This is a genomic window from Caballeronia sp. LZ032, assembly GCF_031451315.1.
GTDB lineage: Bacteria > Pseudomonadota > Gammaproteobacteria > Burkholderiales > Burkholderiaceae > Caballeronia.
Window position 1 is genome coordinate 1,400,126 of sequence record NZ_JARUXP010000001.1, and the last position, 22,176, is coordinate 1,422,301.

Consider the following 22,176-nt stretch of genomic DNA (forward strand, 5'->3'; position numbering starts at 1 on the left):
CAACGCGAATCAGCGCGAACCAAACTTCAGCCGCGTGAGCTGCTCGGCTTCGTTGGCGAGCAGCCGCGCGGCGTCGCGGATGGCGGTGTCGAGCGTGATTGGGCCGGGCGCGGGCGAAAAGCATCCCTCGAAGAATTCCGACAAACGCGGCAGCGCCGCCGAATCCACCGCGCCCGACAGCAGCGACGCCGGCACGCTCGCCGCCCGCGCGTGCTTGCAGGCGATGAACGGCGCCTTGCCGTGCAGCGTCTGCACATCCGAACGGCCTTCGCCGGTGATGAGCCAGTTTGCGCCGGCGAGGGCGTCGTCGAGTGCGATCTCGCGCGCCACCACTTCCGCGCCCGTTTCGAAGCGCGCGCCCAGCATGTGCAGCGCGAAACCGAGCCCGCCCGCGGCGCCCGCACCGGGCGCGTCGCGCTTCACGACGCCCAGCGCCGGTTCCAGCAGATCCGCGAAATGACCGAGCGCGGCGTCGACCGGGGCGATCTGTTCCGGCGTCACGCCTTTCTGCGGACCGAAGATCGCGGTGGCGCCGTGCTCGCCGGTGAGCGGATTGTCCACGTCCGACATGCCGATGAACTGCGCCTCCTTCACACGCGGATCGAGCCCCGACGCATCGATGCGCGCGATCTTCGCCAGCGCGGAAGGCACCGGCTCGAGTTCGTTGCCGCCGGCATCGAGCAATCTGAGCCCGAGGCCGACGAGCAGGCCCGCGCCGCCGTCGTTGGTGCTGCTGCCGCCCAGCGCGACGTAGAAGGTGCGGGCGCCCGAGTCGAGCAGCGCGCGGATCGCCTCGCCCATGCCGAGCGTGCTGCGCTCGGTGACGGGCACCGCCATGCCGTCCGGATCGGTGATGCCGACCACTTCGGCCGTCTCGATGATCGCGCCGCCGTCGGCGAGCAGACCGGTCGCGGCGTCGCGCCGTGCCGCCGCCGCGCCGCGCACGTTGAGCAGGCGGCGCTCGCCGCCGGCGGCCAGCATTGCGTCGAGCGTGCCTTCGCCGCCGTCGGCCATCGGACGGATGCGGATCTCGGCGTCCGGCCGCGCGCGCCGGATGCCCTCGGCGATCGCGTCCGCGACGCCTTCCGCGGAAAGCGAGCCCTTGAACGAATCGGGAGCGATGACGACGACTGGAGCGGACATGACGTTGGACATGGTGTCTCGAATGTTCTGGTTTGAAAGTGTACGAACGCACGTGCGAGGCGTCATCGGCCATTCATTTATTGCATGCGCCTCATGCCTTTCGGTCATGGATTGCGCAAGGTGCCGATTGATCGCGTGAATCGTGCGCAGGCAAGCTTATCAGCGTGGCGCGCCGCGCAAAATAGCCGCGTGCGGATAATGGGGATTCTGCGCGCGCGGCGAAGCCGGGAAAACGCGGAATTACGCCGAATTCAGGCGCAAACGAGGCGTTTTTCGAGCCGTGCAGGGACGTCACGGGCGCTGCGCGGATGCGTCGGACAGAGCGGTCTGATTTGTTTGCTAAACTACTGGGCTCTGTTGGCTGACACCGTGTCGGGCGACGGCCCGGCACTCCGCGAGACGCTCACGACGCATTCAATGCGCTGCAATGCGCGCCGCGGTGCCGGTCACCGATCCCGGCCGGCGGCAGCAGCCGGATTCTGGGAACAGATCCGGCCAGAGCCCGCATCCGGACCCGCGCCTTTAGAACCGCGGAAGAACCGAACACCGAATTGACGTTTCACTTTAGGACGATTTCAGCCATGGCTAACGTAGTTGAGAACCTCGGCAAGCTCGAACGCCGCGTGACGATTTCCCTGCCGAAAGAGACAGTGCAGAAGGAAGTGGATTCGCGAATCCGCCAGTTGGCCAAGAACGTGCGCATGCCGGGTTTCCGCCCGGGCAAGGTGCCGCTCAAGATGGTGACCCAGCAGTACGCCGGCCAAGTGGAAGCTGAAGTGCTGAGCGACAAGGTCGGCAAGGAATTCTTCGATGTCACCCGCGCGGAAAACCTGCGCGTCGCAGGCCAGCCGAGCTTCGCGCCGAAGGTCGAAGACGCCGCCGACGCCTACGCGTTCGACGCCACCTTCGAGGTCTATCCGGACGTGAAACTGGGCGACGTCGCCGACGCTGAAATCGAACGCACGGTCACCACCATTTCCGAAGCCGAAGTGGACCGCACGCTGGACATCCTGCGCAAGCAGCGCGTGCACTTCCACGCACGCGGCGAAGCCGGCGAGCATGGCGACGGCGGCGGCGACACGGCCGCCAAGGAAGGCGACCGCGTGACGCTGGACTTCGTCGGCAAGCTCGACGGCGTCGCATTCGAAGGCGGCAGCGCGCAGGACTTCGCGTTCGTGCTGGGCGAAGGCCGCATGCTGCCGGAGTTCGAACAGGCTGCGACGGGGCTGAAGGTGGGCGAGTCGAAGGACTTCGACCTCAAGTTCCCCGAGGACTACCACGGCAAGGACGTGGCGGGCAAGACGGCGCAATTCACCGTCACGATCAAGAAGATCGAATGGCCGCATCTGCCGGAAATCAACGCGGATTTCGCGAAGTCGCTGGGTATTGAAGACGGTGACCTGACGAAGATGCGCGGCGAGATCAAGGACAACCTGGAGCGCGAAGCCAAGCGCCGCACGCAGCAGATCGTGAAGAACCAGGTCATGGACGCACTGCTCAAGATTTCCGAACTCGACGTGCCGAAGGCGCTGATCGAGCAGGATCAGCAGCGTCTGGTCGAAATGGCCCGTCAGGACCTGCAGCAACGTGGCGTGCCGAACGCCGCGGACGCGCCGATCCCGGCCGAAATGTTCGCCGAGCAAGCCGAGCGCCGCGTCAAGCTGGGCCTGGTGCTGGCCGAACTGGTGAAGGCCAACGAACTGCAGGCGAAGCCCGAGCAGATCCGCGCTGAAGTGGACGAATTCGCCAAAAGCTACGAAGACCCGAAGGAAGTCGTCCGCTGGTATTATTCGAACCAGCAGCGCCTCGCCGAAATGGAAGCGTTCGTCGTTGAGAGCAACGTCGTCGACTTCGTCCTCGGCAAGGCCAAGGTGACCGACAAGGAAGTCAGCTTCGAGGAACTGGCCAGCGCAACGGCGCAAGCCTGACGCGCGGTGGCAAGGGGCGTGCGAGTCGTGGGTTCACGGCTCTCACGCCTTTTTTGCATTAAAGTTTGGGCGTTTCCAGGCCGTTCTAGTGATGTTCCTTTGTCATCCAGTATCCCTATTCCGAACAAGGAAATTGCATGACCTTTCGCGCTGAATTGCTCGACACGCTGGCATCCCACGCACCACGGGACTTCGAAGCCCAGGCGCTTGGCCTCGTTCCGATGGTCGTCGAAACGAGCGGCCGCGGCGAGCGTGCCTACGACATTTATTCGCGTCTTCTCAAGGAGCGCGTGGTGTTCCTGGTCGGAGAAGTGAACGATCAGTCGGCGAATCTCGTCGTGGCACAGTTGCTGTTCCTCGAAAGCGAGAATCCCGACAAGGACATCAGCCTGTACATCAACAGCCCGGGTGGCTCGGTATCGGCCGGCATGGCGATCTACGACACGATGCAGTTCGTCAAGCCGGACGTCTCCACGCTGTGCATGGGTCTCGCCGCCAGCATGGGTGCGTTCCTGCTGGCCGCAGGCGCGAAGGGCAAGCGCGTCGCGCTGCCGAACGCCCGCGTGATGATCCACCAGCCGCTCGGCGGCGCACGTGGCCAGGCATCGGACATCGAGATCCAGGCGCGCGAGATCCTGTACCTGAAGGAACGTCTGAACCAGCTGTTGTCGCATCACACCGGTCAGCCGGTCGAGCGCATTGCGCGCGACACCGACCGCGACAACTTCATGTCGGGCGATGACGCGCAGGCTTATGGCCTCGTCGATCAGGTGTTGCACAAGCGTCCCTAAGCAGACTTGAGGGCGCACGAAGCGGCGCCGCGCCACACAGCGCTTCAACCAGGCCGCGCGGGTGCGAATCTGCGTGGCCGGATTGAAGGGCGTATCATGTAACAAGCGTGTCCGGAGGCGTACACATTTATGGCGGACAAGAAAGGTTCCAGTAGCGAAAAGCTGCTCTATTGCTCGTTCTGCGGAAAAAGTCAGCATGAGGTGAAGAAGCTCATCGCGGGCCCGTCGGTGTTCATCTGCGATGAATGTATCGACCTCTGCAACGAGATCATTCGCGACGAAGCGGCCGGTGCGGCGGAAGAGGCCGGACTGACCAAGTCCGACTTGCCGAGCCCGCAGGAAATCAGCGACATCCTCAACCAGTACGTGATTGGCCAGGAACGCGCGAAGAAGATTCTCGCGGTCGCGGTGTACAACCACTACAAGCGGCTCAAGCATCTGGACAAGAAGGACGACATCGAGCTGTCCAAGAGCAACATCCTGCTGATCGGGCCGACCGGCTCCGGCAAGACGCTGCTCGCGCAGACGCTGGCGCGCATGCTGAACGTGCCGTTCGTCATCGCGGATGCCACGACGCTGACCGAAGCCGGCTATGTCGGCGAGGACGTCGAGAACATCATTCAGAAGCTGCTGCAAAACTGCAACTACGAAGTCGACAAGGCGCAGCGCGGCATCGTCTATATCGACGAAATCGACAAGATCAGCCGCAAGTCGGACAACCCGTCCATCACGCGCGACGTGTCGGGCGAAGGCGTCCAGCAGGCGCTGCTCAAGCTGGTCGAAGGCACGATGGCGTCGGTGCCGCCGCAAGGCGGACGCAAGCATCCGAACCAGGACTTCATCCAGGTCGACACGACCAACATCCTGTTCATCTGCGGCGGCGCGTTCGACGGCCTCGAAAAGGTCATCACCGACCGCACCGAGAAGACCGGCATCGGTTTCGCAGCCAGCGTGAAGAGCAAGCAGGATCGCGACGCGGGCGAAGTGCTGCGTGACGTGGAACCCGAGGATCTGATCAAGTTCGGTCTGATTCCTGAACTGATCGGCCGCCTGCCGGTGGTCGCCACGCTCGGCAAGCTCGACGAAGCCGCGCTTGTGAAAATCCTGATCGAGCCGAAGAACGCGCTCGTGAAGCAATATCACAAGCTGTTCGCCATGGAACGCGTGGAACTCGAGATCCGTCCGGCGGCGCTGCAGGCCATCGCGCAGAAGGCCATCCGTCGCAAGACGGGCGCGCGCGGGCTGCGTTCCATTCTGGAACAAGCGTTGCTCGACGTGATGTACGAACTGCCGACCATGAAGGGCGTCTCGAAGGTGATCCTCGACGACAACACCATCGACGGCGACGGCAAGCCCCTGCTCATCTATGAAGATGCGCCCAAGGTGGCGGGTTCCAACTGAAGCAGGCTGTGGCTCGGCGAGAGGCCGTTCATGGCAACGTGAACGGCCTTTTATTTTTTTCGGTTTATTGTGTGGACGTGACTGACGCGATCTTTGACTACCGACTTTTCCCTTCCGATAAAGGCTTGCAATAGCTCTGAACGGCCTTACTTACGACTGAACTGATTCCACTCATGGGGAAATGAAATGTCAGGAACCCAACTCCTCCCGCAGGAACGCATTACGCTGCCGCTGCTCCCGCTGCGCGACGTAGTCGTTTTCCCGCATATGGTGATTCCGCTCTTCGTCGGGCGACCCAAGTCGATCAAGGCCCTCGAAGCCGCGATGGAAGGCGGCAAGCACATCATGCTGGTCGCCCAGAAGACGGCGGCGAAGGACGAGCCGACCGAAAAAGACATGTATGAAGTGGGATGTATCGCCAACATCCTGCAAATGCTGAAGCTGCCTGACGGCACCGTGAAAGTGCTCGTCGAAGGCCTGCAGCGCGCGAAGACGCTCACGATCGAAGAACAGGAAACGCAGTTTTCCTGCGACGTGATGCCGCTCGAACCCGATCACGCCGACAGCGCCGAAACCGAAGCGCTGCGCCGCGCGATCGTGTCGCAGTTCGATCAATACGTGAAGCTCAACAAGAAGATTCCGCCGGAGATCCTGACGTCGCTGTCGGGCATCGACGAAGCGGGTCGTCTGGCGGACACCATCGCGGCGCATCTGCCGCTCAAGCTCGACCAGAAGCAGCACATCCTCGAGATGTTCCCGGTCATCGAGCGCCTCGAGCATCTGCTCGCGCAACTCGAAGCCGAAATCGACATTCTCCAGGTTGAAAAGCGCATCCGTGGCCGCGTCAAGCGCCAGATGGAGAAGAGCCAGCGCGAGTACTACCTGAACGAGCAGGTCAAGGCCATCCAGAAGGAACTGGGCGAAGGCGAAGAGGGCGCGGATCTCGAGGAACTCGAGAAGCGCATCACCGCTGCGCGCATGCCGAAGGAAGCCAAGAAGAAGGCCGACGCCGAGCTGAAAAAGCTCAAGTTGATGTCGCCCATGTCCGCGGAAGCGACCGTCGTGCGCAACTACATCGACACGCTGATCGGCCTGCCGTGGCGCAAGAAGAGCAAGGTCAACAACGACCTGACCAACGCCGAGCGCGTGCTCGACGAAGATCACTTCGGCCTCGAAAAGGTCAAGGAACGCATTCTCGAGTATCTCGCGGTCCAGCAACGCGTCGAGAAGGTGAAGGCGCCCATCCTGTGTCTCGTCGGGCCTCCGGGCGTCGGCAAGACCTCGCTCGGGCAGTCCATTGCCCGCGCCACGAACCGCAAGTTCGTGCGCATGGCGCTGGGCGGCGTGCATGACGAATCCGAGATTCGCGGTCACCGCCGCACCTATATCGGTTCGATGCCCGGCAAGATCCTGCAGAGCCTGACCAAGGTCGGCGTGCGCAATCCGCTCTTCCTGCTCGACGAAGTCGACAAGATGGGCATGGATTTCCGCGGCGATCCGGCCTCCGCGCTGCTCGAAGTGCTCGACCCGGAACAGAATCACACGTTCGCGGACCACTACATCGAAGTGGACTTCGACCTGTCCGACGTGATGTTCGTTGCCACGTCGAACTCGCTGAACATCCCGCCGCCGCTGCTCGACCGGATGGAAGTCATCCGTCTGTCGGGTTACACGGAAGACGAGAAGGTCAGCATCGCGCAGCGTTACCTGCTGCCGAAGCAGAAGCGCAACAACGGCCTGAAGGAAGGCGAGATCGAAGTCACGGAGCAGGCTATCCGCGACATCATCCGCTACTACACGCGTGAAGCGGGCGTGCGTTCGCTCGAGCGTGAAGTGTCGAAGATCTGCCGCAAGGTCGTGAAGATGCTGCTGCTCAAGAAGGCCGAGGGCGCCGTGAAGGTCGACGGCTCCAATCTCGATACCTTCCTCGGCGTGCGCAAGTACGACTTCGGTTTGGCCGCGAAGGAAAACCAGACCGGTCAGGTCACCGGTCTCGCGTGGACGGAAGTGGGCGGCGATCTGCTGACGATCGAAGCGGCCGTGATGCCCGGCAAGGGCGGCGTGATCCGCACCGGTTCGCTCGGCGACGTGATGAAGGAATCGGTGGAAGCGGCGCGCTCGGTCGTGCGTTCGCGTTCGCGCCGTCTCGGCATCACGGACGAGTCGTTTGAAAAGAAGGACATCCACATCCACGTGCCCGAAGGCGCGACGCCGAAGGACGGTCCGTCCGCCGGTATCGCGATGACCACGGCGCTGGTGTCGGTGCTGACCGGTATTCCGGTTCGCGCGGATGTCGCGATGACGGGCGAAATCACGCTGCGCGGCGAAGTGCTGCCGATTGGCGGGTTGAAGGAGAAGCTGCTGGCGGCGCATCGCGGCGGCATCAAGCTCGTGCTGATCCCGGAAGAGAACACCAAGGATCTGGCCGACATCCCCGACAACGTGAAGAACGCCATCGAGATCGTGCCGGTGCGCTGGATCGACCGCGTGCTGGAACTGGCGCTCGAACGCACGCCGGAAGCGCTGCCCGAAGAAGAGGCGAAGGCTGCTGCACCCGTCGCTGCCGAACAGCAGAAGGATGCGCCGGCAGCAGGCGAGTTCGTGAAGCACTAAGCCTCTGTCCTGGAGTGCGGCGCGAGGTGATCGGCGCTGCATCGCTCAAGGCAGGACTCGAAACCCGCGGGATTTTCCCGCGGGTTTTTTATTGCCCGCGCCGTTTAGTGAAGCGCCTCCAATTCCCCGAAAGGCCCGCGGAATCAGGCTCAACCCTCGTTGACACCGCGCTTTCGGCTGCGTCTAATGAGCGCCGCATCCGGACACCATCCGGCTGACTACAACTGTCACTACAACGTGCCATCAACGATTCGGGGATCATCATGAACAAGACGGAACTGATCGACCACATTGCGCAGGAAGCCGACATCTCCAAAGCCACCGCCGGCCGCGCGCTGGATGCGCTCATCGGCGGCGTGCGCGCGACGCTCTCGAAGGGCGGCACCGTGACACTCGTGGGCTTCGGCACGTTTGCGGTCGGCAAGCGCACGGCGCGCACCGGACGCAATCCGCGCACGGGCGCCGAGATCAAGATCAAGGCCGCGAAGGTACCGAAATTTCGCCCTGGCAAAGCTCTGAAGGATGCGCTAAACTAGCGGACTTGCTGGATACGGCGTCTCGCATGACGAGTCACTGAACCAGCGCAGCGCAAGTTGAAGAAGTCATCGGCCGGGTGCTTAGCTCAGTTGGTAGAGCGGCGCCCTTACAAGGCGTAGGTCGGGAGTTCGAGCCTCTCAGCACCCACCAGGTCTGCATGACATTACACACTCAACTCGCCGCACGTAGTATCTGGAGCGGTAGTTCAGTTGGTTAGAATACCGGCCTGTCACGCCGGGGGTCGCGGGTTCGAGTCCCGTCCGCTCCGCCAGATTCAAACGAAAGTCCCGCACGCTTCATGGCCTGCGGGACTTTTGTTTTATGCGTTCTGATGCGGTGCCTTTCTAGTCCTCAACGCTTCGCCGAAACACTGCGGGCGAGTGTGTCACAGAGACGTTCAACTCACTGATTCATCGGCCGTTTCGGCTGGCACGTGCGGACCTCATCACCATGGCTGCCTGCCTCGCGCGGCCAATTCCCCGTCACCTTTCGCCTTTTCCCCGGCCACTGTTGTAATATCGAGCGTTTTGTTCCGACAACGCAGCGCTACATGCTCGACTTCTTCCGAAATCACCAGCGCCTGATGATGGCCCTGCTGATCCTGATCGTGGTGCCCGGTCTGGGTATCGTGGGTATCCAGGGTTTCAGCAACTTCTTCGACGAAAGCGCCTGGGTCGCCAGTGTCAATGGTCACAAGATCACCCGTCCCGATTTCGATAACGCCTTCCGCCAGCAAGTGGACCGCGCCCGTTCGATGCTCGGTGCGCAGTTCGACGCCAAGATGTTCGACACGCCCGAAGCCCGAGCCGCGATGGTCGACAGTCTCGTGCAACAGCGCGCACTCGCCGACGAAACCCAGCGCCTGCATCTGACCGCCTCCGATGACGCCGTGCGCCGCGCACTGCTCGCCGACCCGGTGATCTCGTCACTGCGCAAGCCGGATGGCACCATCGACGTCGAGCGCTACAAGCAGTTGCTCGCCATGCAGGGCATGACGCCCGCGCAATACGACGAGCGCATGCGCTACAGCATTGCCACCGAGCAGATCCCGGGCAGCATTCAATCGACCTCGTTCACGTCGAAGTCGCTCGCGCAAAGCCTCACCGAACTTGCCGAGCAGAAGCGCGCGGTGCAGGGCATGTCGCTGCGCACGGCCGACTACACGGCGAAGATCCAGCCGACCGACGCCCAGCTCACCGCATACTACGACGCGCATCGCAACGCCTTCGCCACGCCCGAGACGGCCACGATCCAGTATCTGGTGCTGTCGCCGGGCGCGCTCGCGGCGGCCTCGAAGCCGAGCGACGCGGACCTCAAGAAGTACTACGACGACAACATCCAGCGCTACCGTACGGAAGCGCAGGTGCGCGCGAGCCACATCCTGATCAACGCACCGAAGGACGCCAGCGCCGCCGACAAGGCCAAGGCCAAGCAGAAGGCCGAAGCGCTGCTCGCGCAGGTGAAGGCGCATCCGGACCAGTTCGCGCAGATCGCCCAGAAGAATTCGGAAGATCCGGGCTCGGCCAGCAAGGGCGGCGATCTCGGTTACTTCGCACGCGGCCAGATCGCGGGCGGCAAGGACTTCGACGACGCCGCGTTCAGCCTGAAAAAGGGCGAGGTGAGCAACATCGTCGAGTCGGACTTTGGCTATCACATCATCCAGGCCACCGACGTGAAGCCCGCTGTCACGAAGCCGTTCGACGAAGTGAAGGACGCGCTCGCCAAGGACTATGCGGCGCAACAGGGCGCGAAGGGTTTCGCCGACGACTCGCAAGGGTTCACGGACCTCGTCTACGAGAAGTCGAAGTCGCTGCAGCCGGCCGCCGACAAGTACAAGCTGTCCATTCAGACCGCGACCGTCGGTCCGAAGCCGAATCCGCAGTTGCCGCAGGACAACCCGCTCAACAACGCGAAGTTCCTCGCCGCCGTATTCGCACCCGATGCGGTGAAGGAGCGCAACAACACGCAGGCCATCGACGTCGGCAACAACACGATGATCGCCGCGCGCGTGACCGACTACAAGCCGTCCGCCGTGCCCGCGTTCGACGCCGTGAAGGACCAGGTGCGCAAGCAGGTCATCGCGGAGATGGCGGCTGCCATGGCGAAGAAGGAAGGCGAGACGAAGCTTGCTGACCTGCAGAAGTCGAAGTCGACCGACGGCTTCACGTCGCCGATCACCGTGTCGCGCAACGATGCACAGGGGTTGCCGCCCGCGGCGCTCAGCGCGATCTTCAAGGCGGATGCGGCGAAGCTGCCGGCTTACGTGGGCGTCGACCTCGGTGCGGACGGCTATGCCATCTATCGCGTGAACTCGGTCGAGAAGCCCGCAGCGGTCGCGGCGGACCGTCTCGCCGGCGCGCAGCAACAGATCGCGCAGGTCTACGCGCAGGCGGAAATGGAAGCCTATACGGATGCGCTGAAGGCGCGTTCGAAGATCAAGCTGAGCCACGCAACGGCGCAGGATCCGTCGAACTGATCCGTTGATCGCATGATGCAAAAAGCCCCGCTATCCGAAGAGTAGCGGGGCTTTTTTTCATTCACGCCCGGCGCACTGCCAGCGTGCGGGCGCAGGACCTCGACACGACCTTACAGGCAAGCCTGCACGTCGCCGCTGGCCTCGCTGCCGGCCGCGCCCGAAGCGCGGAAGCCCACCCACGAGCCCGAACCGGTGTAGGCCGGACGAACCACGGCTGCGGCGCCGTTCGGCGGCTGCTGGCCGGGAACGTAGACATCGACGGCCTGGTCGTTCGCCAGCGTGTCCTGCGACACGACTTGCTGCTGCGACTTGTCGGCCCACTTCTGGGCGACGCATTGCGCCACGGCCTTTGGCGCCTTCTGGCTCGTGCCGACTTGCTGCACGCCGGCAGGCGGTTGAGCGGCACAGGCCGAGATTGCAACGGTCAGGGCGAGAAGAGGGATAAATTTCACGTGACCTCCTTGTCGGATCGCTCTCTCAGTACGAGCGGGGTTATAAGAGTTACGCGAAAGTTTCAGATGACTGAATCGTGGCCGGGTTCCGCGTCAATGTGATCAAGCCGTGCGGCCGGCGTATCGCCTAATGCGACGCGCCCGCGCCCAGCAAGGGTTTCAAGGTTGGCCAGACGTTGTTCAATAGCAAAGGCTGGGCCTGCACGGTCGGATGGATCTGATCGGCCTGGAACATCGAGGGCGTTTCGGCTATGCCCGCCAGCAGGAACGGCACGAGCGGCACCTTCTTCTCCTTCGCGATGCGCTCGTAGACCGCGTGGAACTTTTGCGTGTAGTCGGGGCCGTAATTGGGTGGAACGTACATGCCGATGAGTAAAACCTTCGCATGCGCGGCCTGCGATGCATCGACGATACCGCGCAGGTTCGCCTCGGTCGTCGTGAGCGGCACGCCGCGCAGTGCATCGTTGCCACCCAGTTCGACAATCACCACGGCAGGCTTGAGCCGCGCGAGCACGGCGGTGAGACGCGCGCGCCCGCCGCTCGTGGTGTCGCCGCTGATGCTCGAATTCGCAACGCTATAATCGAAGCGCTCTTGCGCGAGCTTGCCGCGCAGCAGATTGACCCAGCCGGTATCACGCGGCAGGCCGTATTCCGCGGAGAGGCTGTCGCCCAGCACGACGATCGCGGGCCTGGTCTGTGTCTGTGCGGGAGGAGCGGGTTGAGGCGCCGCCTGGGCATCTGCTGCGTGCGCCGTGACGCAGACCGCCATCATCAGGCCCAGCACGGGAAGCGTGCCGCGCAAGTTTTTCTTCAGGGTGTCCATGCAAAACAATATCGAGCCGGTCATCGAAGTTCGGGGATTGAACAAGCGGGTGAAGGACGCAACGGGCGAACTGACCATCCTGAATCAGATCAACCTGTCGATCGCGCAGGGCAGCAGCGTGGCGATCGTCGGTGCGTCGGGGTCGGGCAAGTCGACGCTGCTCGGCCTGCTCGCGGGATTGGACAGCGCGACGGAGGGCTCGGTTCGCCTGCTCGGCAAGGAGCTCTCCACGCTCGATGAAGACCAGCGCGCCGCGCTGCGCAGCGGGGCCGTGGGCTTCGTGTTCCAGTCGTTCCAGTTGATGCCGCATCTGACCGCGCTCGAGAACGTGATGCTGCCGCTCGAACTGCGCGCCGAGATGCCGCACCATGAGATCGCCGCACGCGCCCGCGCATTGCTCGATCAGGTCGGTCTTGCGCAACGCATGGGACATTATCCGAAACTGTTGTCCGGCGGCGAACAACAACGCGTCGCGCTGGCGCGGGCGTTCGTCACGCATCCTGCCGTATTGTTCGCCGACGAACCCACCGGCAGCCTCGACGCCGCCACCGGCTACGCGATCATCGACCTGATGTTCGAGATGAACCGCCGCAATGGCGCGACGCTCGTGCTGGTCACGCATGACGCGGAACTCGCCGAGCGTTGCGACGCCACTGTGACCATCGAAGCCGGACGCATCGTCAACGGATCGGGCGTATAAAAAAAGCCCGCGACGCGTAGGGCGCGCGGGCTCCATTGCAACGAGACAGCGTCAGCGCTTCAGGGCCTTGCGCGCCCGCGCGATCAGCGCCGACGTCGACGAATCGTGCTTTGCCGGATCGGCACTCGCCGCGGTGATGTCGGCCTCGACTACCTTGCCGAGAATCTTGCCGAGCTCCACGCCCCACTGATCGAACGAGTTGATGTTCCACACGGCGCCTTGCACCAGCACCTTGTGTTCATACAGCGCGATCAGCGCGCCGAGCGTCTGCGGCGTCAGCGCGTCGAGCATGATGGTGGTGGTCGGACGGTTGCCGGGGAAGCTCAGGTGCGTCGCCAGTTCTTCCTTGCCCGGACCCGCCACCTTCTTCGCTTCCTCCAGCGTGCGGCCGAGCATCAGCGCTTCGCTCTGCGCGAAACAGTTCGCCAGCAGCTTCGCGTGATGATCGACGAGCGGATGCTCCGGCGTCAGCACCGCGATGAAGTCGATCGGGATGATTGTCGGGCCCTGGTGCAGCATCTGGAAGAACGCGTGCTGGCCGTTCGTGCCCGGCTCGCCCCAGATCACGGCGGCGGTGGGGTAATCGACCATCGTGCCGTCCAGACGCGCCGACTTGCCGTTGCTCTCCATCTCCAGCTGTTGCAGATACGAAGGCAGGAAATGCAGCGCTTCTGAATACGGCGCGATCAGATCGCTCTGCGAGCCGAAGAAGTTGCGATACCAGATGCCGATCATGCCCATCAGCACCGGCAGGTTCACGTTGAGCGGCGCGGTGCGGAAATGCTGGTCCATCGTGTCCGCGCCTTGCAGCAGCGCGTCGAAGTTGTCCGGGCCGACCGAGATCATGATCGAGAGGCCGACCGCCGACCACAGCGAATAGCGCCCGCCCACCCAGTCCCACATCTCGAAGACGTTCTCTTTCGCGATGCCGAACTTGACCACTTCGGCCGGATTCGCCGACACGCCGACAAAATGTTTCGACAACTGGTTTTCCGGGCAGCCGGACTTGAGGAACCAGTCGCGCATCGAGTGGGCGTTGGTCATCGTCTCGAGCGTCGTGAAGGTCTTCGAGACGATGATCGCGAGCGTTTCCTCTGCGTCGATCTGTTGCAGCACGTTGTAGATGTCGGCGCCGTCGACGTTGGACACGAAGTGCGTGTCGAGCTCCTTCGAGCTGAGATGATGCAGCGCATGGACGACCATCTTCGGCCCGAGATCCGAGCCGCCGATGCCGATGTTCACCACATGGCGGATGCGCTTGCCGGTGTAGCCGGTCCACGCGCCGTCGCGGACCTTGGTGGCGAAGGCGGCCATCTTGGCCTTTTCGGCCTCCACTTGCGCATGGAAGGGCGCATCCGGCGACTGGGCGCGCAAGGCGGTGTGCAAGACCGCGCGATGCTCGGTGACGTTGACGATATCGCCATTGAACATCGCGTCGCGCTTCTTCGTCACGCCGGCTTCCTCGGCGAGCTGGATCAGCAGCTTGAGCGTGGCGTCGGTGACGCGGTTCTTGGAAAAGTCGATGGTGAGCCCGCCGCCTTCGAACGTCAGACGTTCGGCGCGCGTGGGCGCGCTGTCGTTTTGCGGCGCGAACCAGTCGCGCAGGCGCTCGCCGGAAATGGAGTCGTAGTGCGACTGGAGCGCCGACCAGGCAGGAAGCGAATTGAGCGTCGAGGTTTGGGTCATGAGCGGTCCGTTAGTCTGAGGGTGACAGAGGAAAACGTTCGTGCAATGCCTGCGCGGCCTGGGTCAGCGTGTGTCGTGAACGCGGTGACGGATGCCGCGGATGCCCGAATCGAAAAGAGTATAGCGACGATGCATGAACGGCTGCTTGCAACGTGTCGCAGGCGCCTTCAGGCGTGATCTTCGCGTGCCGCATAGAAGCGCCGGTTGAGCAGCGCGCGCACCGCCGGCGCAAGCTCGCCCGCGGTCAGGCCGGCCGGGCCGATGCCGTCGTCGGTGAGCGTCTGCGCGGCCAGGCCGTGCAGATAGACGCCGGCCAGCGCCGCTTCATACGCCGGCAGCTTCTGCGCGAGCAATGCTCCGATCAAACCGCCGAGCACGTCGCCGGTGCCGCCCGTAGCCAGCCCGGCATTGCCGGTCGGATTCACGGCCACCCGGCCGTCCGGCGCCGCGATCACGGTGCCCGAGCCTTTCAGCACGGCGACAGCGCCATAACGCGCCGACAACTGCCGCGCCGCCGCGATGCGGTCGGCCTGGACCGCCTGCGCATCGCTTTGCAACAGACGCGCCGCTTCGAGCGGATGCGGCGTCAGCACGCACGGGTCACCCTGCGCGCCGCGTGCCGCGACGGCGGCCGCCAGCGGCTCGTCGCGGGCGACGAGATTGAGCGCATCGGCGTCGAGCAGCTTCGGGACGTCGAGCTTCAGGACGTCCTCGAGCACCTTGCGGGCGCGCGCGCTCGTGCCCATGCCGCAGCCGATCGCGAGCGCGTCCATCTTGTCGAGCGCAAAGCCTTCGACGTGATGCAGCATCAGTTCCGGATGAGGCGGGTCGTAGGGCGGAAAGCCATCGCCGAGAAAGGCGATGTTCACCTTGCCGGCGCCGCTGTAAAGCGCCATGCGCGCTGCCAGCACCGGCGCGCCGCACATGCCGGTGTCGCCGCCGATCACCGCGAGCGAGCCGAAGGTGCCCTTGTTAGTCGCGTTGTCGCGCGGCGGCAAGGCTGCGCCGAACAGCGCGGGCGCGTTCAGCACGAGCGACGGCGCCGCGCTCGCTTCCAGTTCCAGCGTGGCGACGCACAGCCGGCCCGTGAGATCACGTCCCTGCGACGTGAAATGCCCCGGCTTCGCGCCGATGAAGGTGAGCGTGTCGGTCGCGCGCACGGCGTCGCCGCCGCGCACCGGCGTACCGGTGTCGCTGTCGAGGCCGCTCGGCACGTCGAGCGCCAGCACGCGGCCCGTGCTGCGCGCCCGGCGCGTGAGGCGCGCGGCAAGCTCCGCGAACACGCCTTCGAGCGGCCGCGTGAGGCCGATGCCGAACATGCCGTCGACCAGCCAGCCGAAGCCGTCGAACGAAGCGGGCGGCGCGGTATCGATGGGCACGCCCGCCGCGCGCGCGGACGCGAGCGCCCAGCGCGCGTCGTCGGGCTTGACCTCGACGGGCATGCACACCTGCACGGCAATGCCCGACCGATGCAGCCTTTCGGCCATCACGAGCGCATCGCCGCCGTTGTTGCCCGGGCCGGCGACCAGCCACACGGGCTGCGCGCGGCTCGCGGCATCGTGCGACAGGACCTCTTCCAGCCATTGCCCGGCGGCCGCGCCCGCGCGCGCCATCAGCGTATGCGGCGGCAGCCCGGCCGCGCCGCGTGCTTCGAGCGCGCGCAGTTCGTTCAGCGTGAGGAGCGGGAGCGGTTCGTCTTTCGGCGTGAACCAGGGCGAGCGGGGAACGGTCATGGCGGCGCAGGGAAGGGCGCTCCGGGAATCGGAGCGGTCGGAAACCCGACGCCGTTGCAGCAATCGTGCCCGGCGCGCCGCGCGAACTAGAAGCGTTCGAGACTCAGCGCGGCGAGGGTGTCGGCGGGGAGATCGGGCGTGACGCCGGAGACGAGATCCGCAATTACTTTAGCAGAGCCGCACGCCAGGCCCCAGCCCGCCGGGCCGTGCGCCGCGTTGACGAACAGCCGCGGGTGGCGCGTCGCACCGGCGACCGGCAGGCCATCGGCGCTCAGGAGGCGCAGGCCGTCCCAGGCGCGCGCGGCGGACACCCGTGCCGCGCCGGGAATCCAGTCGTGCGTGCCCTGGCCCAGCAGATCGAGCGCGCGGCGCGAGAGCGCGGCATCCAGCGGCTTGTCGGCCTTGGCGGCGCTCTGCAGCACGCCCGCGCCGCCGACGCGCAGCCGCTGGTGAATGCGCGTCATCGTGATGCGCTTCACCGAATCGACGACGCTCAGATGCGGCGCGCGCTCTTCGTACGCGACCGGCGCCGTGAGCGTATGCACGCGCAGCGGAAACAGCGCGGAGGCCGCCTTGCCTGCGCCCGCCAGCGCGGGGGTGTCCGTTCCGGCCGCGACGACCAGCGCGTCGGCCGTGAGCGTTTCGGCGTCGTGCGCGCGCTTCCCGCCTTCGCCTGACGAAGACAAGACGACCGCCGCTCGCGCGCCGTCGAGACGCAACGATGCGACGGTCTGCTGCATGCGGAATTGCACGCCTTGTTCCTCGAGGAACTGCTTCAGTTGTTTGGTGAACAGCGGGCAGTTCGCGGTGCGCTCTTCGGGCAACAGCACGCCGCCGGCAAAAGCGGGGTCGTCCGGCACGGAAGGCTCGATGGCGACGCATTCTGCCGGCGTCAGCACCCGATGCGGCACCTGGAAGCGCTTGAGCAGTTCGATGGCGGCGTGGGCGTCCTCCAGCTCGCGCGGCTGGCGGAACACGTGCAGGACGCCGCGCCGTTGCTCGAAATCCAGTTCCAGCCGCTGCTCGATGTCGCCGATCACCTGCCGCGACAGTTCGACGAGCGGTGCCAGCTTCGTGTACTGGGCCGTGAACGCATCGGGCTCGCGCAGCAGCGACAGTTGCCTGACGAACTCGCGCGCGCCGGAGTCGAAACCGGTCTTGACCACCATCCCGCTCTGCTTCGCGCGGCTCGAGGTCATGAAGGTCGGGCCGAACCAGACATCGAGCGGCGAGGGCAGGAGCGCGCCGCCCTGGCCGTAGGTGGCGCCTTGCGCGACGGTCGCGTGCCGCTCGATCACGCAGACGCGATGACCGGCCGCATGCAGCTGATAAGCGGTGGCGATGCCGGCGATTCCTCCGCCGATGACGATGACATCCATGACTGTCTGATGCTGAATGGCGCCCGCAGGGGCGAGAAACGCGGCGTTGCGCGATGAAACGGGAAGCGCGGCGGACCGGCGCCGAGCGCGGCGCGCACCGGGAGAAAGCGCGCCATGATAGCGTCAAAACCGTTTGCGGGGGACGGCAATCTGCTGGTAAACCGTGGGTAATCCTCGGGTAGTCCGCGCGCGACGGGCGATCGAAAGGAACGGTTCGCGACAAGCGCGCAGACTGCGCGCCCCGCGCCAACGGGACGCGACCAGTCAGGCGCCGCTTCCGGGTTATAATCGCGGTCTTCCTTTTGCCTCATGTCGTTTCGCGTGCTCGGGTCCGGTTTTGCGAATGTCCAGATTCGCAGACGGAGCGCCAAGCCTTGTTTCGCGCACCAGCGAGCGCCTCGCGAGCGGCACACAGACGTCATCGACGCACCGTCACAATGGCCCACTTCTCGTGTTTCCCCGGCGCTTCGGCCCTCTCCGATTTCCGTCAGACCCGCCTTCTCGAAACGCTCGCCCGCATCGACGCCAACATCGTCGGCGTGCGCGGCCAGTTCCTGCATTTCGTGAATGCGTCGGAACCGCTCACGGATGAAGACAATCGCCGCATCGAGGCGCTGATGCACTACGGCGCACCCTTCGAGGCATCGAAGGAGCGCGGCGCGACGGAAACCTTCATGGTCGTGCCGCGCTTCGGCACCGTGTCGCCTTGGGCCAGCAAGGCCAGCGACATCGCCCATCACTGCGGGCTCACGAAGGTACGGCGCATCGAGCGCGGCGTCGAGTACACGGTGATCATGAAGAGCGGCTTCCTCGGCGGCAAGAAGGCGCTCACGGACGCGGCGCGCGCCGCCGTCGCCGACGCGCTGCACGACCGCATGACCGAAAGCGTCGCGGCCTCGCGCGAGCAGGCGCTGCATCTCTTCGACGAACTGCCTGCCCGGCCGCTGCAAACGGTCGACATCATCGGCGCGGGCCGCAGCGCGCTCGAAGCCGCCAACCTGGAACTGGGCCTCGCGCTCGCCGACGACGAAATCGACTATCTGGTGAGCGCGTTCGAAGAACTGAAGCGCAACCCCACCGACGTCGAGCTGATGATGTTCGCGCAGGCCAACAGCGAGCACTGCCGCCACAAGATCTTCAACGGCGAATGGACCATCGACGGCGCGAAGCAGGACATGTCGCTGTTTCAGATGATCCGCAACACCGAGAAGCTGAATCACGCGGGCACGATCGTCGCGTATTCGGACAATTCGGCGATCATGCAGGGCGGCATGGCCGAGCGCTGGTTCCCGCGCGGCAAGGACGAGCAATACCGGCGTCACGTGGAGATGACCCACACGCTGATGAAGGTCGAGACCCACAATCACCCGACCGCCATTTCGCCGTTCGCGGGCGCGGCCACCGGCTCCGGCGGCGAGATTCGCGACGAAGGCGCCACCGGCCGCGGCGCGCGTCCGAAGGCGGGTCTTGCGGGCTTCACGGTGTCGAACCTGGATCTGCCCGACGCCCGCCGCAACTGGGAAAACGACCGCGACGCCGCCGTGCCGCTCGCCTCGCGCAATCCCGCCGACGCGCATCAGCCGTATGGCCGCCCGGACCGCATCGCGTCGCCGTTGCAGATCATGATCGACGGCCCGATTGGCGCCGCCGCCTTCAACAACGAATTCGGCCGGCCGAACCTCGGCGGCTACTTCCGCACCTTCGAGCAGAACGTGGCGGGCCGCGTGCGCGGCTATCACAAGCCGATCATGATCGCGGGCGGCATCGGCAACATCTCCGACCAGCACACCCACAAGCTCGACCTGCCGGCCGGCACACTGCTGATCCAGATCGGCGGACCGGGCATGCGCATCGGCATGGGCGGCGGCGCGGCGTCCTCGATGGCCACCGGCGCGAACACCGCCGAACTCGATTTCGATTCCGTCCAGCGCGGCAATCCGGAAATCCAGCGGCGCGCCCAGGAAGTCATCAACAGCTGCTGGCAGCTGGGCGACAACAACCCCATCCTGTCGATCCACGACGTCGGCGCGGGCGGCATCTCGAATGCGTTCCCGGAACTCGTCGACGGCGCGGGCAAGGGCGCGCTGTTCGAGCTGCGCAAGGTCCAGCTGGAGGAGAGCGGTTTGTCGCCGCGCGAAATCTGGTCGAACGAGGCGCAAGAGCGCTACGTGCTGGCCATTGCGCCGGACGATCTGCCCGCGTTCCAGGCCCTCTGCGAGCGCGAACGCTGCCCGGTGGCCGTGGTCGGCGTGGCGACGGAAGAGCGTCAGCTGAAGCTGGTCGATGAAGCCAACAGCGGCCAGGAACCCGTCGACATGCCGATGGACGTGCTGCTCGGCAAGCCGCCCAAGATGCATCGCGACGTGAGGCGCGAGCGCGCGCAATTCAACGAAGTCGATGTCACCGGTCTGCCGCTGTCGGAAGTCGCGGTCGAGGTGCTGAAGCATCCGACGGTCGCGAGCAAGTCGTTCCTCATCACCATCGGCGACCGTTCGGTGGGCGGCACGACCGCGCGTGACCAGTTCGTCGGTCCGTGGCAGGTGCCGGTGGCGGACTGCGCGGTGACCACGATGGACTACGTCGGCTATCGCGGCGAAGCCATGACGATGGCCGAGCGCACGCCGCTCGCCGTGATCGACGCGCCCGCATCCGGCCGCATGGCCGTGGGCGAGGCGGTGACCAATATCGCTTCGGCGCCCATTGCGTCGCTCGACAAGCTGAAGCTCTCGGCGAACTGGATGGCCGCCTGCGGCAGCGCCGGCGAAGACGCCGCGCTGTATGACACGGTGCAGGCCATCGGCATGGAACTGTGCCCGGCGCTCGGCATCAGCATTCCGGTCGGCAAGGATTCGCTGTCGATGCGCACCAAGTGGCAGGATGCACGCGGCGGCGCGCGCGAAGTGGTGTCGCCGGTGTCGCTCATCATCTCGGCGTTCGCGCCGGTCGAGGACGTGCGCCGTCACCTGACGCCGCAGCTCGTCAACGACACCAGCACGGTGCTGATCGCGATCGACCTCGGGCGGGGCCGCAACCGCATGGGCGGCAGCATTCTCGCGCAGGTCACGCAGCAGGTGGGCGACACGGTGCCGGACGTCGACGATCCGGAAGACCTCAAGCGCTTCTTCGCGGCCATCCAGGCGCTGAACTTGGACGGCAAGCTGCTGGCCTACCATGACCGCTCGGACGGCGGCCTGTGGGCCACCGTGTGCGAGATGGCTTTCGCGGGTCACGTGGGCGTATCGCTGAACGTGGACATGCTGACGCTCGATCCCAACCACGAGTCCGATTACGGCGACGCGAAAGACTGGGCCAAGCAGACCAGCGGCCGCCGCGAAGACCGCACGCTGCGCGCGCTGTTCTCGGAGGAGCTCGGCGCGGTGGTGCAGGTGCGCGCAGCGGACCGCGACGCGGTGCTGGGCGCGCTGCGCGAGCACGGTCTGTCGGCGTGTTCGCATGTGATCGGCAAGCCGAACGAAAACGGCGCCATCGAAATCTATCGCGACGCGAAGAAGATCTTCGACGCGCCGCGTGTCGAACTGCATCGCGCGTGGAGCGAGGTCAGCTGGCGCATTGCGCGCCTGCGCGACAACCCGGCCTGCGCCGACGCCGAATACGACGCGCTCCTCGACGCCGCCGATCCCGGTATCGCGCCGGTCCTGAGCTTCGATCCGGCGGAAGACGTGGCGGCGCCGTTCATCGCGACGAAAGCGCGGCCGCGTGTCGCGATCCTGCGCGAGCAGGGCGTGAACTCGCATCTGGAAACGGCGTACGCGTTCGACCGCGCCGGTTTCGACGCACACGACGTCCACATGAGCGACCTGCTGGAAGGCCGCGCCACGCTTGCCGATTTCGCGGGCGCGGTGGCGTGCGGCGGCTTCTCGTACGGCGACGTGCTCGGCGCGGGCGAGGGCTGGGCGAAGACCATCCGCTTCAATGCGCAACTCGCGGACATGTTCGCCGCGTTCTTCGGCCGCGCGGATACCTTCGCGCTCGGCATCTGCAATGGCTGCCAGATGATGTCGAGCCTGGCGTCGATCATCCCCGGCGCCGAACACTGGCCGAAGTTCACGCGCAACAAGTCGGAGCAGTTCGAGGCGCGCTTCTCGCTGGTTGAAGTGCAGGCTTCGCCGTCGATCTTCTTCGCCGGCATGGAAGGCTCGCGCATTCCGGTGGCGGTTGCGCACGGCGAAGGCTTTGCCGACTTCTCGCAGCAGGGCGATCAGGCGAAGGCGCTCGTCGCGATGCGTTACGTCGATCATCGCGGCAACGCGACCGAACAGTACCCGTTCAATCCGAATGGCTCGCCGCAAGGCATTACGTCGGTCACGACGCCCGATGGCCGCTTCTCCGTGCTGATGCCGCACATGGAGCGCGTGCATCGCAACGTGCAGATGAGCTGGACGCCGGAAGACTGGACCAGCGACGGCAGCCCGTGGCTGCGCGTGTTCCAGAACGCGCGACGCTTCCTCGGCTGATCCGCCGCGCGCGTCTCACACAAACACCCCGAAGTTCAC

Annotated in this window: 14 protein-coding genes and 2 tRNA genes; 10 read left to right on the forward strand and 6 right to left on the reverse strand. The window is 65.1% G+C overall.

All coding sequences use genetic code 11. The features are described from left to right. Positions 1-9: 9 nt before the first annotated feature. Positions 10-1,155 carry a glycerate kinase gene (locus QCE69_RS06580; RefSeq protein ID WP_309915990.1) on the reverse strand — a complete coding sequence of 382 codons (1,146 nt, stop codon included), beginning with the start codon at positions 1,153-1,155 and terminating at the stop codon, positions 10-12. A gap of 569 nt (positions 1,156-1,724) precedes the next feature. On the opposite strand from QCE69_RS06580, the gene tig reads away from it, so the two are divergent. The 8 genes from tig (at position 1,725) to QCE69_RS06620 (ending at position 10,889) form a co-directional block, all read left to right on the forward strand. Continuing rightward, a complete protein-coding gene (tig, locus tag QCE69_RS06585; protein ID WP_309808227.1) occupies positions 1,725-3,071 on the forward strand; it encodes a trigger factor in 1,347 nt (448 codons plus the stop codon). Positions 3,072-3,208: 137 nt separating this feature from the next. Then, entirely contained in the window at positions 3,209-3,862 is a 654-nt protein-coding gene (gene clpP / locus QCE69_RS06590; protein ID WP_008349755.1) for an ATP-dependent Clp endopeptidase proteolytic subunit ClpP, read from the forward strand. A 129-nt stretch (positions 3,863-3,991) separates the two neighbouring features. After that, complete coding sequence (clpX, locus tag QCE69_RS06595; protein WP_309808228.1) at positions 3,992-5,263, forward strand: ATP-dependent Clp protease ATP-binding subunit ClpX; 1,272 nt, start codon at positions 3,992-3,994, stop codon at positions 5,261-5,263. Between the two features lie 186 nt (positions 5,264-5,449). Continuing rightward, positions 5,450-7,876 (forward strand): endopeptidase La, encoded by a 2,427-nt coding sequence (gene lon / locus QCE69_RS06600; RefSeq protein ID WP_309915993.1) that lies wholly within the window; start codon positions 5,450-5,452, stop codon positions 7,874-7,876. A 263-nt stretch (positions 7,877-8,139) separates the two neighbouring features. After that, entirely contained in the window at positions 8,140-8,412 is a 273-nt protein-coding gene (locus QCE69_RS06605; protein ID WP_309808230.1) for an HU family DNA-binding protein, read from the forward strand. A gap of 75 nt (positions 8,413-8,487) precedes the next feature. Further along, positions 8,488-8,563 (forward strand) — tRNA-Val (locus QCE69_RS06610). Positions 8,564-8,607: 44 nt separating this feature from the next. After that, positions 8,608-8,684, forward strand: a tRNA-Asp gene (locus tag QCE69_RS06615). A 279-nt stretch (positions 8,685-8,963) separates the two neighbouring features. Beyond that, on the forward strand, positions 8,964-10,889 hold the full coding sequence (locus QCE69_RS06620) for a SurA N-terminal domain-containing protein (protein WP_309929980.1): 1,926 nt from the start codon (positions 8,964-8,966) through the stop codon (positions 10,887-10,889). A 110-nt stretch (positions 10,890-10,999) separates the two neighbouring features. Here QCE69_RS06620 and QCE69_RS06625 read toward each other — a convergent pair whose 3' ends face one another. Next, on the reverse strand, positions 11,000-11,341 hold the full coding sequence (locus tag QCE69_RS06625; protein WP_309808232.1) for a hypothetical protein: 342 nt from the start codon (positions 11,339-11,341) through the stop codon (positions 11,000-11,002). 127 nt (positions 11,342-11,468) lie between these two features. Continuing rightward, on the reverse strand, positions 11,469-12,164 hold the full coding sequence (locus QCE69_RS06630; RefSeq protein WP_309915998.1) for an arylesterase: 696 nt from the start codon (positions 12,162-12,164) through the stop codon (positions 11,469-11,471). Here QCE69_RS06630 and QCE69_RS06635 point away from each other — a divergent pair. Further along, the gene (locus QCE69_RS06635; protein WP_309929982.1) at positions 12,163-12,864 is read left to right on the forward strand and encodes an ABC transporter ATP-binding protein; all 702 of its coding nucleotides are present in this window, start codon (positions 12,163-12,165) and stop codon (positions 12,862-12,864) included. The two genes, QCE69_RS06630 and QCE69_RS06635, sit on opposite strands and share 2 nt — an antisense overlap. A gap of 51 nt (positions 12,865-12,915) precedes the next feature. Here QCE69_RS06635 and pgi read toward each other — a convergent pair whose 3' ends face one another. The 3 genes from pgi to QCE69_RS06650 form a co-directional block, all read right to left on the reverse strand. Continuing rightward, positions 12,916-14,550 (reverse strand): glucose-6-phosphate isomerase, encoded by a 1,635-nt coding sequence (gene pgi, locus QCE69_RS06640; RefSeq protein WP_309929984.1) that lies wholly within the window; start codon positions 14,548-14,550, stop codon positions 12,916-12,918. A 167-nt stretch (positions 14,551-14,717) separates the two neighbouring features. Beyond that, the gene (locus QCE69_RS06645; protein ID WP_309929986.1) at positions 14,718-16,283 is read right to left on the reverse strand and encodes an NAD(P)H-hydrate dehydratase; all 1,566 of its coding nucleotides are present in this window, start codon (positions 16,281-16,283) and stop codon (positions 14,718-14,720) included. A gap of 86 nt (positions 16,284-16,369) precedes the next feature. Further along, entirely contained in the window at positions 16,370-17,662 is a 1,293-nt protein-coding gene (locus QCE69_RS06650) for an FAD-dependent oxidoreductase (RefSeq protein ID WP_309929988.1), read from the reverse strand. 437 nt (positions 17,663-18,099) lie between these two features. Between QCE69_RS06650 and purL the strand changes: the two genes are divergently transcribed. After that, positions 18,100-22,137: a phosphoribosylformylglycinamidine synthase gene (gene purL, locus QCE69_RS06655; RefSeq protein ID WP_309929991.1), complete on the forward strand. Its 4,038-nt coding sequence runs from the start codon at positions 18,100-18,102 to the stop codon at positions 22,135-22,137. Positions 22,138-22,176 lie beyond the last annotated feature (39 nt).

What these genes read in the sequence shown, in the direction of transcription:
- QCE69_RS06580 (WP_309915990.1), bottom strand. Translation starts at nt 1,155, where the DNA reads ATGTCCAACGTCATGTCCGCTCCAGTCGTCGTCATCGCTCCCGATTCG.
- tig (WP_309808227.1), top strand. Translation starts at nt 1,725, where the DNA reads ATGGCTAACGTAGTTGAGAACCTCGGCAAGCTCGAACGCCGCGTGACG.
- clpP (WP_008349755.1), top strand. Translation starts at nt 3,209, where the DNA reads ATGACCTTTCGCGCTGAATTGCTCGACACGCTGGCATCCCACGCACCA.
- clpX (WP_309808228.1), top strand. Translation starts at nt 3,992, where the DNA reads ATGGCGGACAAGAAAGGTTCCAGTAGCGAAAAGCTGCTCTATTGCTCG.
- lon (WP_309915993.1), top strand. Translation starts at nt 5,450, where the DNA reads ATGTCAGGAACCCAACTCCTCCCGCAGGAACGCATTACGCTGCCGCTG.
- QCE69_RS06605 (WP_309808230.1), top strand. Translation starts at nt 8,140, where the DNA reads ATGAACAAGACGGAACTGATCGACCACATTGCGCAGGAAGCCGACATC.
- QCE69_RS06620 (WP_309929980.1), top strand. Translation starts at nt 8,964, where the DNA reads ATGCTCGACTTCTTCCGAAATCACCAGCGCCTGATGATGGCCCTGCTG.
- QCE69_RS06635 (WP_309929982.1), top strand. Translation starts at nt 12,163, where the DNA reads ATGCAAAACAATATCGAGCCGGTCATCGAAGTTCGGGGATTGAACAAG.
- QCE69_RS06630 (WP_309915998.1), bottom strand. Translation starts at nt 12,164, where the DNA reads ATGGACACCCTGAAGAAAAACTTGCGCGGCACGCTTCCCGTGCTGGGC.
- pgi (WP_309929984.1), bottom strand. Translation starts at nt 14,550, where the DNA reads ATGACCCAAACCTCGACGCTCAATTCGCTTCCTGCCTGGTCGGCGCTC.
- QCE69_RS06645 (WP_309929986.1), bottom strand. Translation starts at nt 16,283, where the DNA reads ATGACCGTTCCCCGCTCGCCCTGGTTCACGCCGAAAGACGAACCGCTC.
- QCE69_RS06650 (WP_309929988.1), bottom strand. Translation starts at nt 17,662, where the DNA reads ATGGATGTCATCGTCATCGGCGGAGGAATCGCCGGCATCGCCACCGCT.
- purL (WP_309929991.1), top strand. Translation starts at nt 18,100, where the DNA reads ATGGCCCACTTCTCGTGTTTCCCCGGCGCTTCGGCCCTCTCCGATTTC.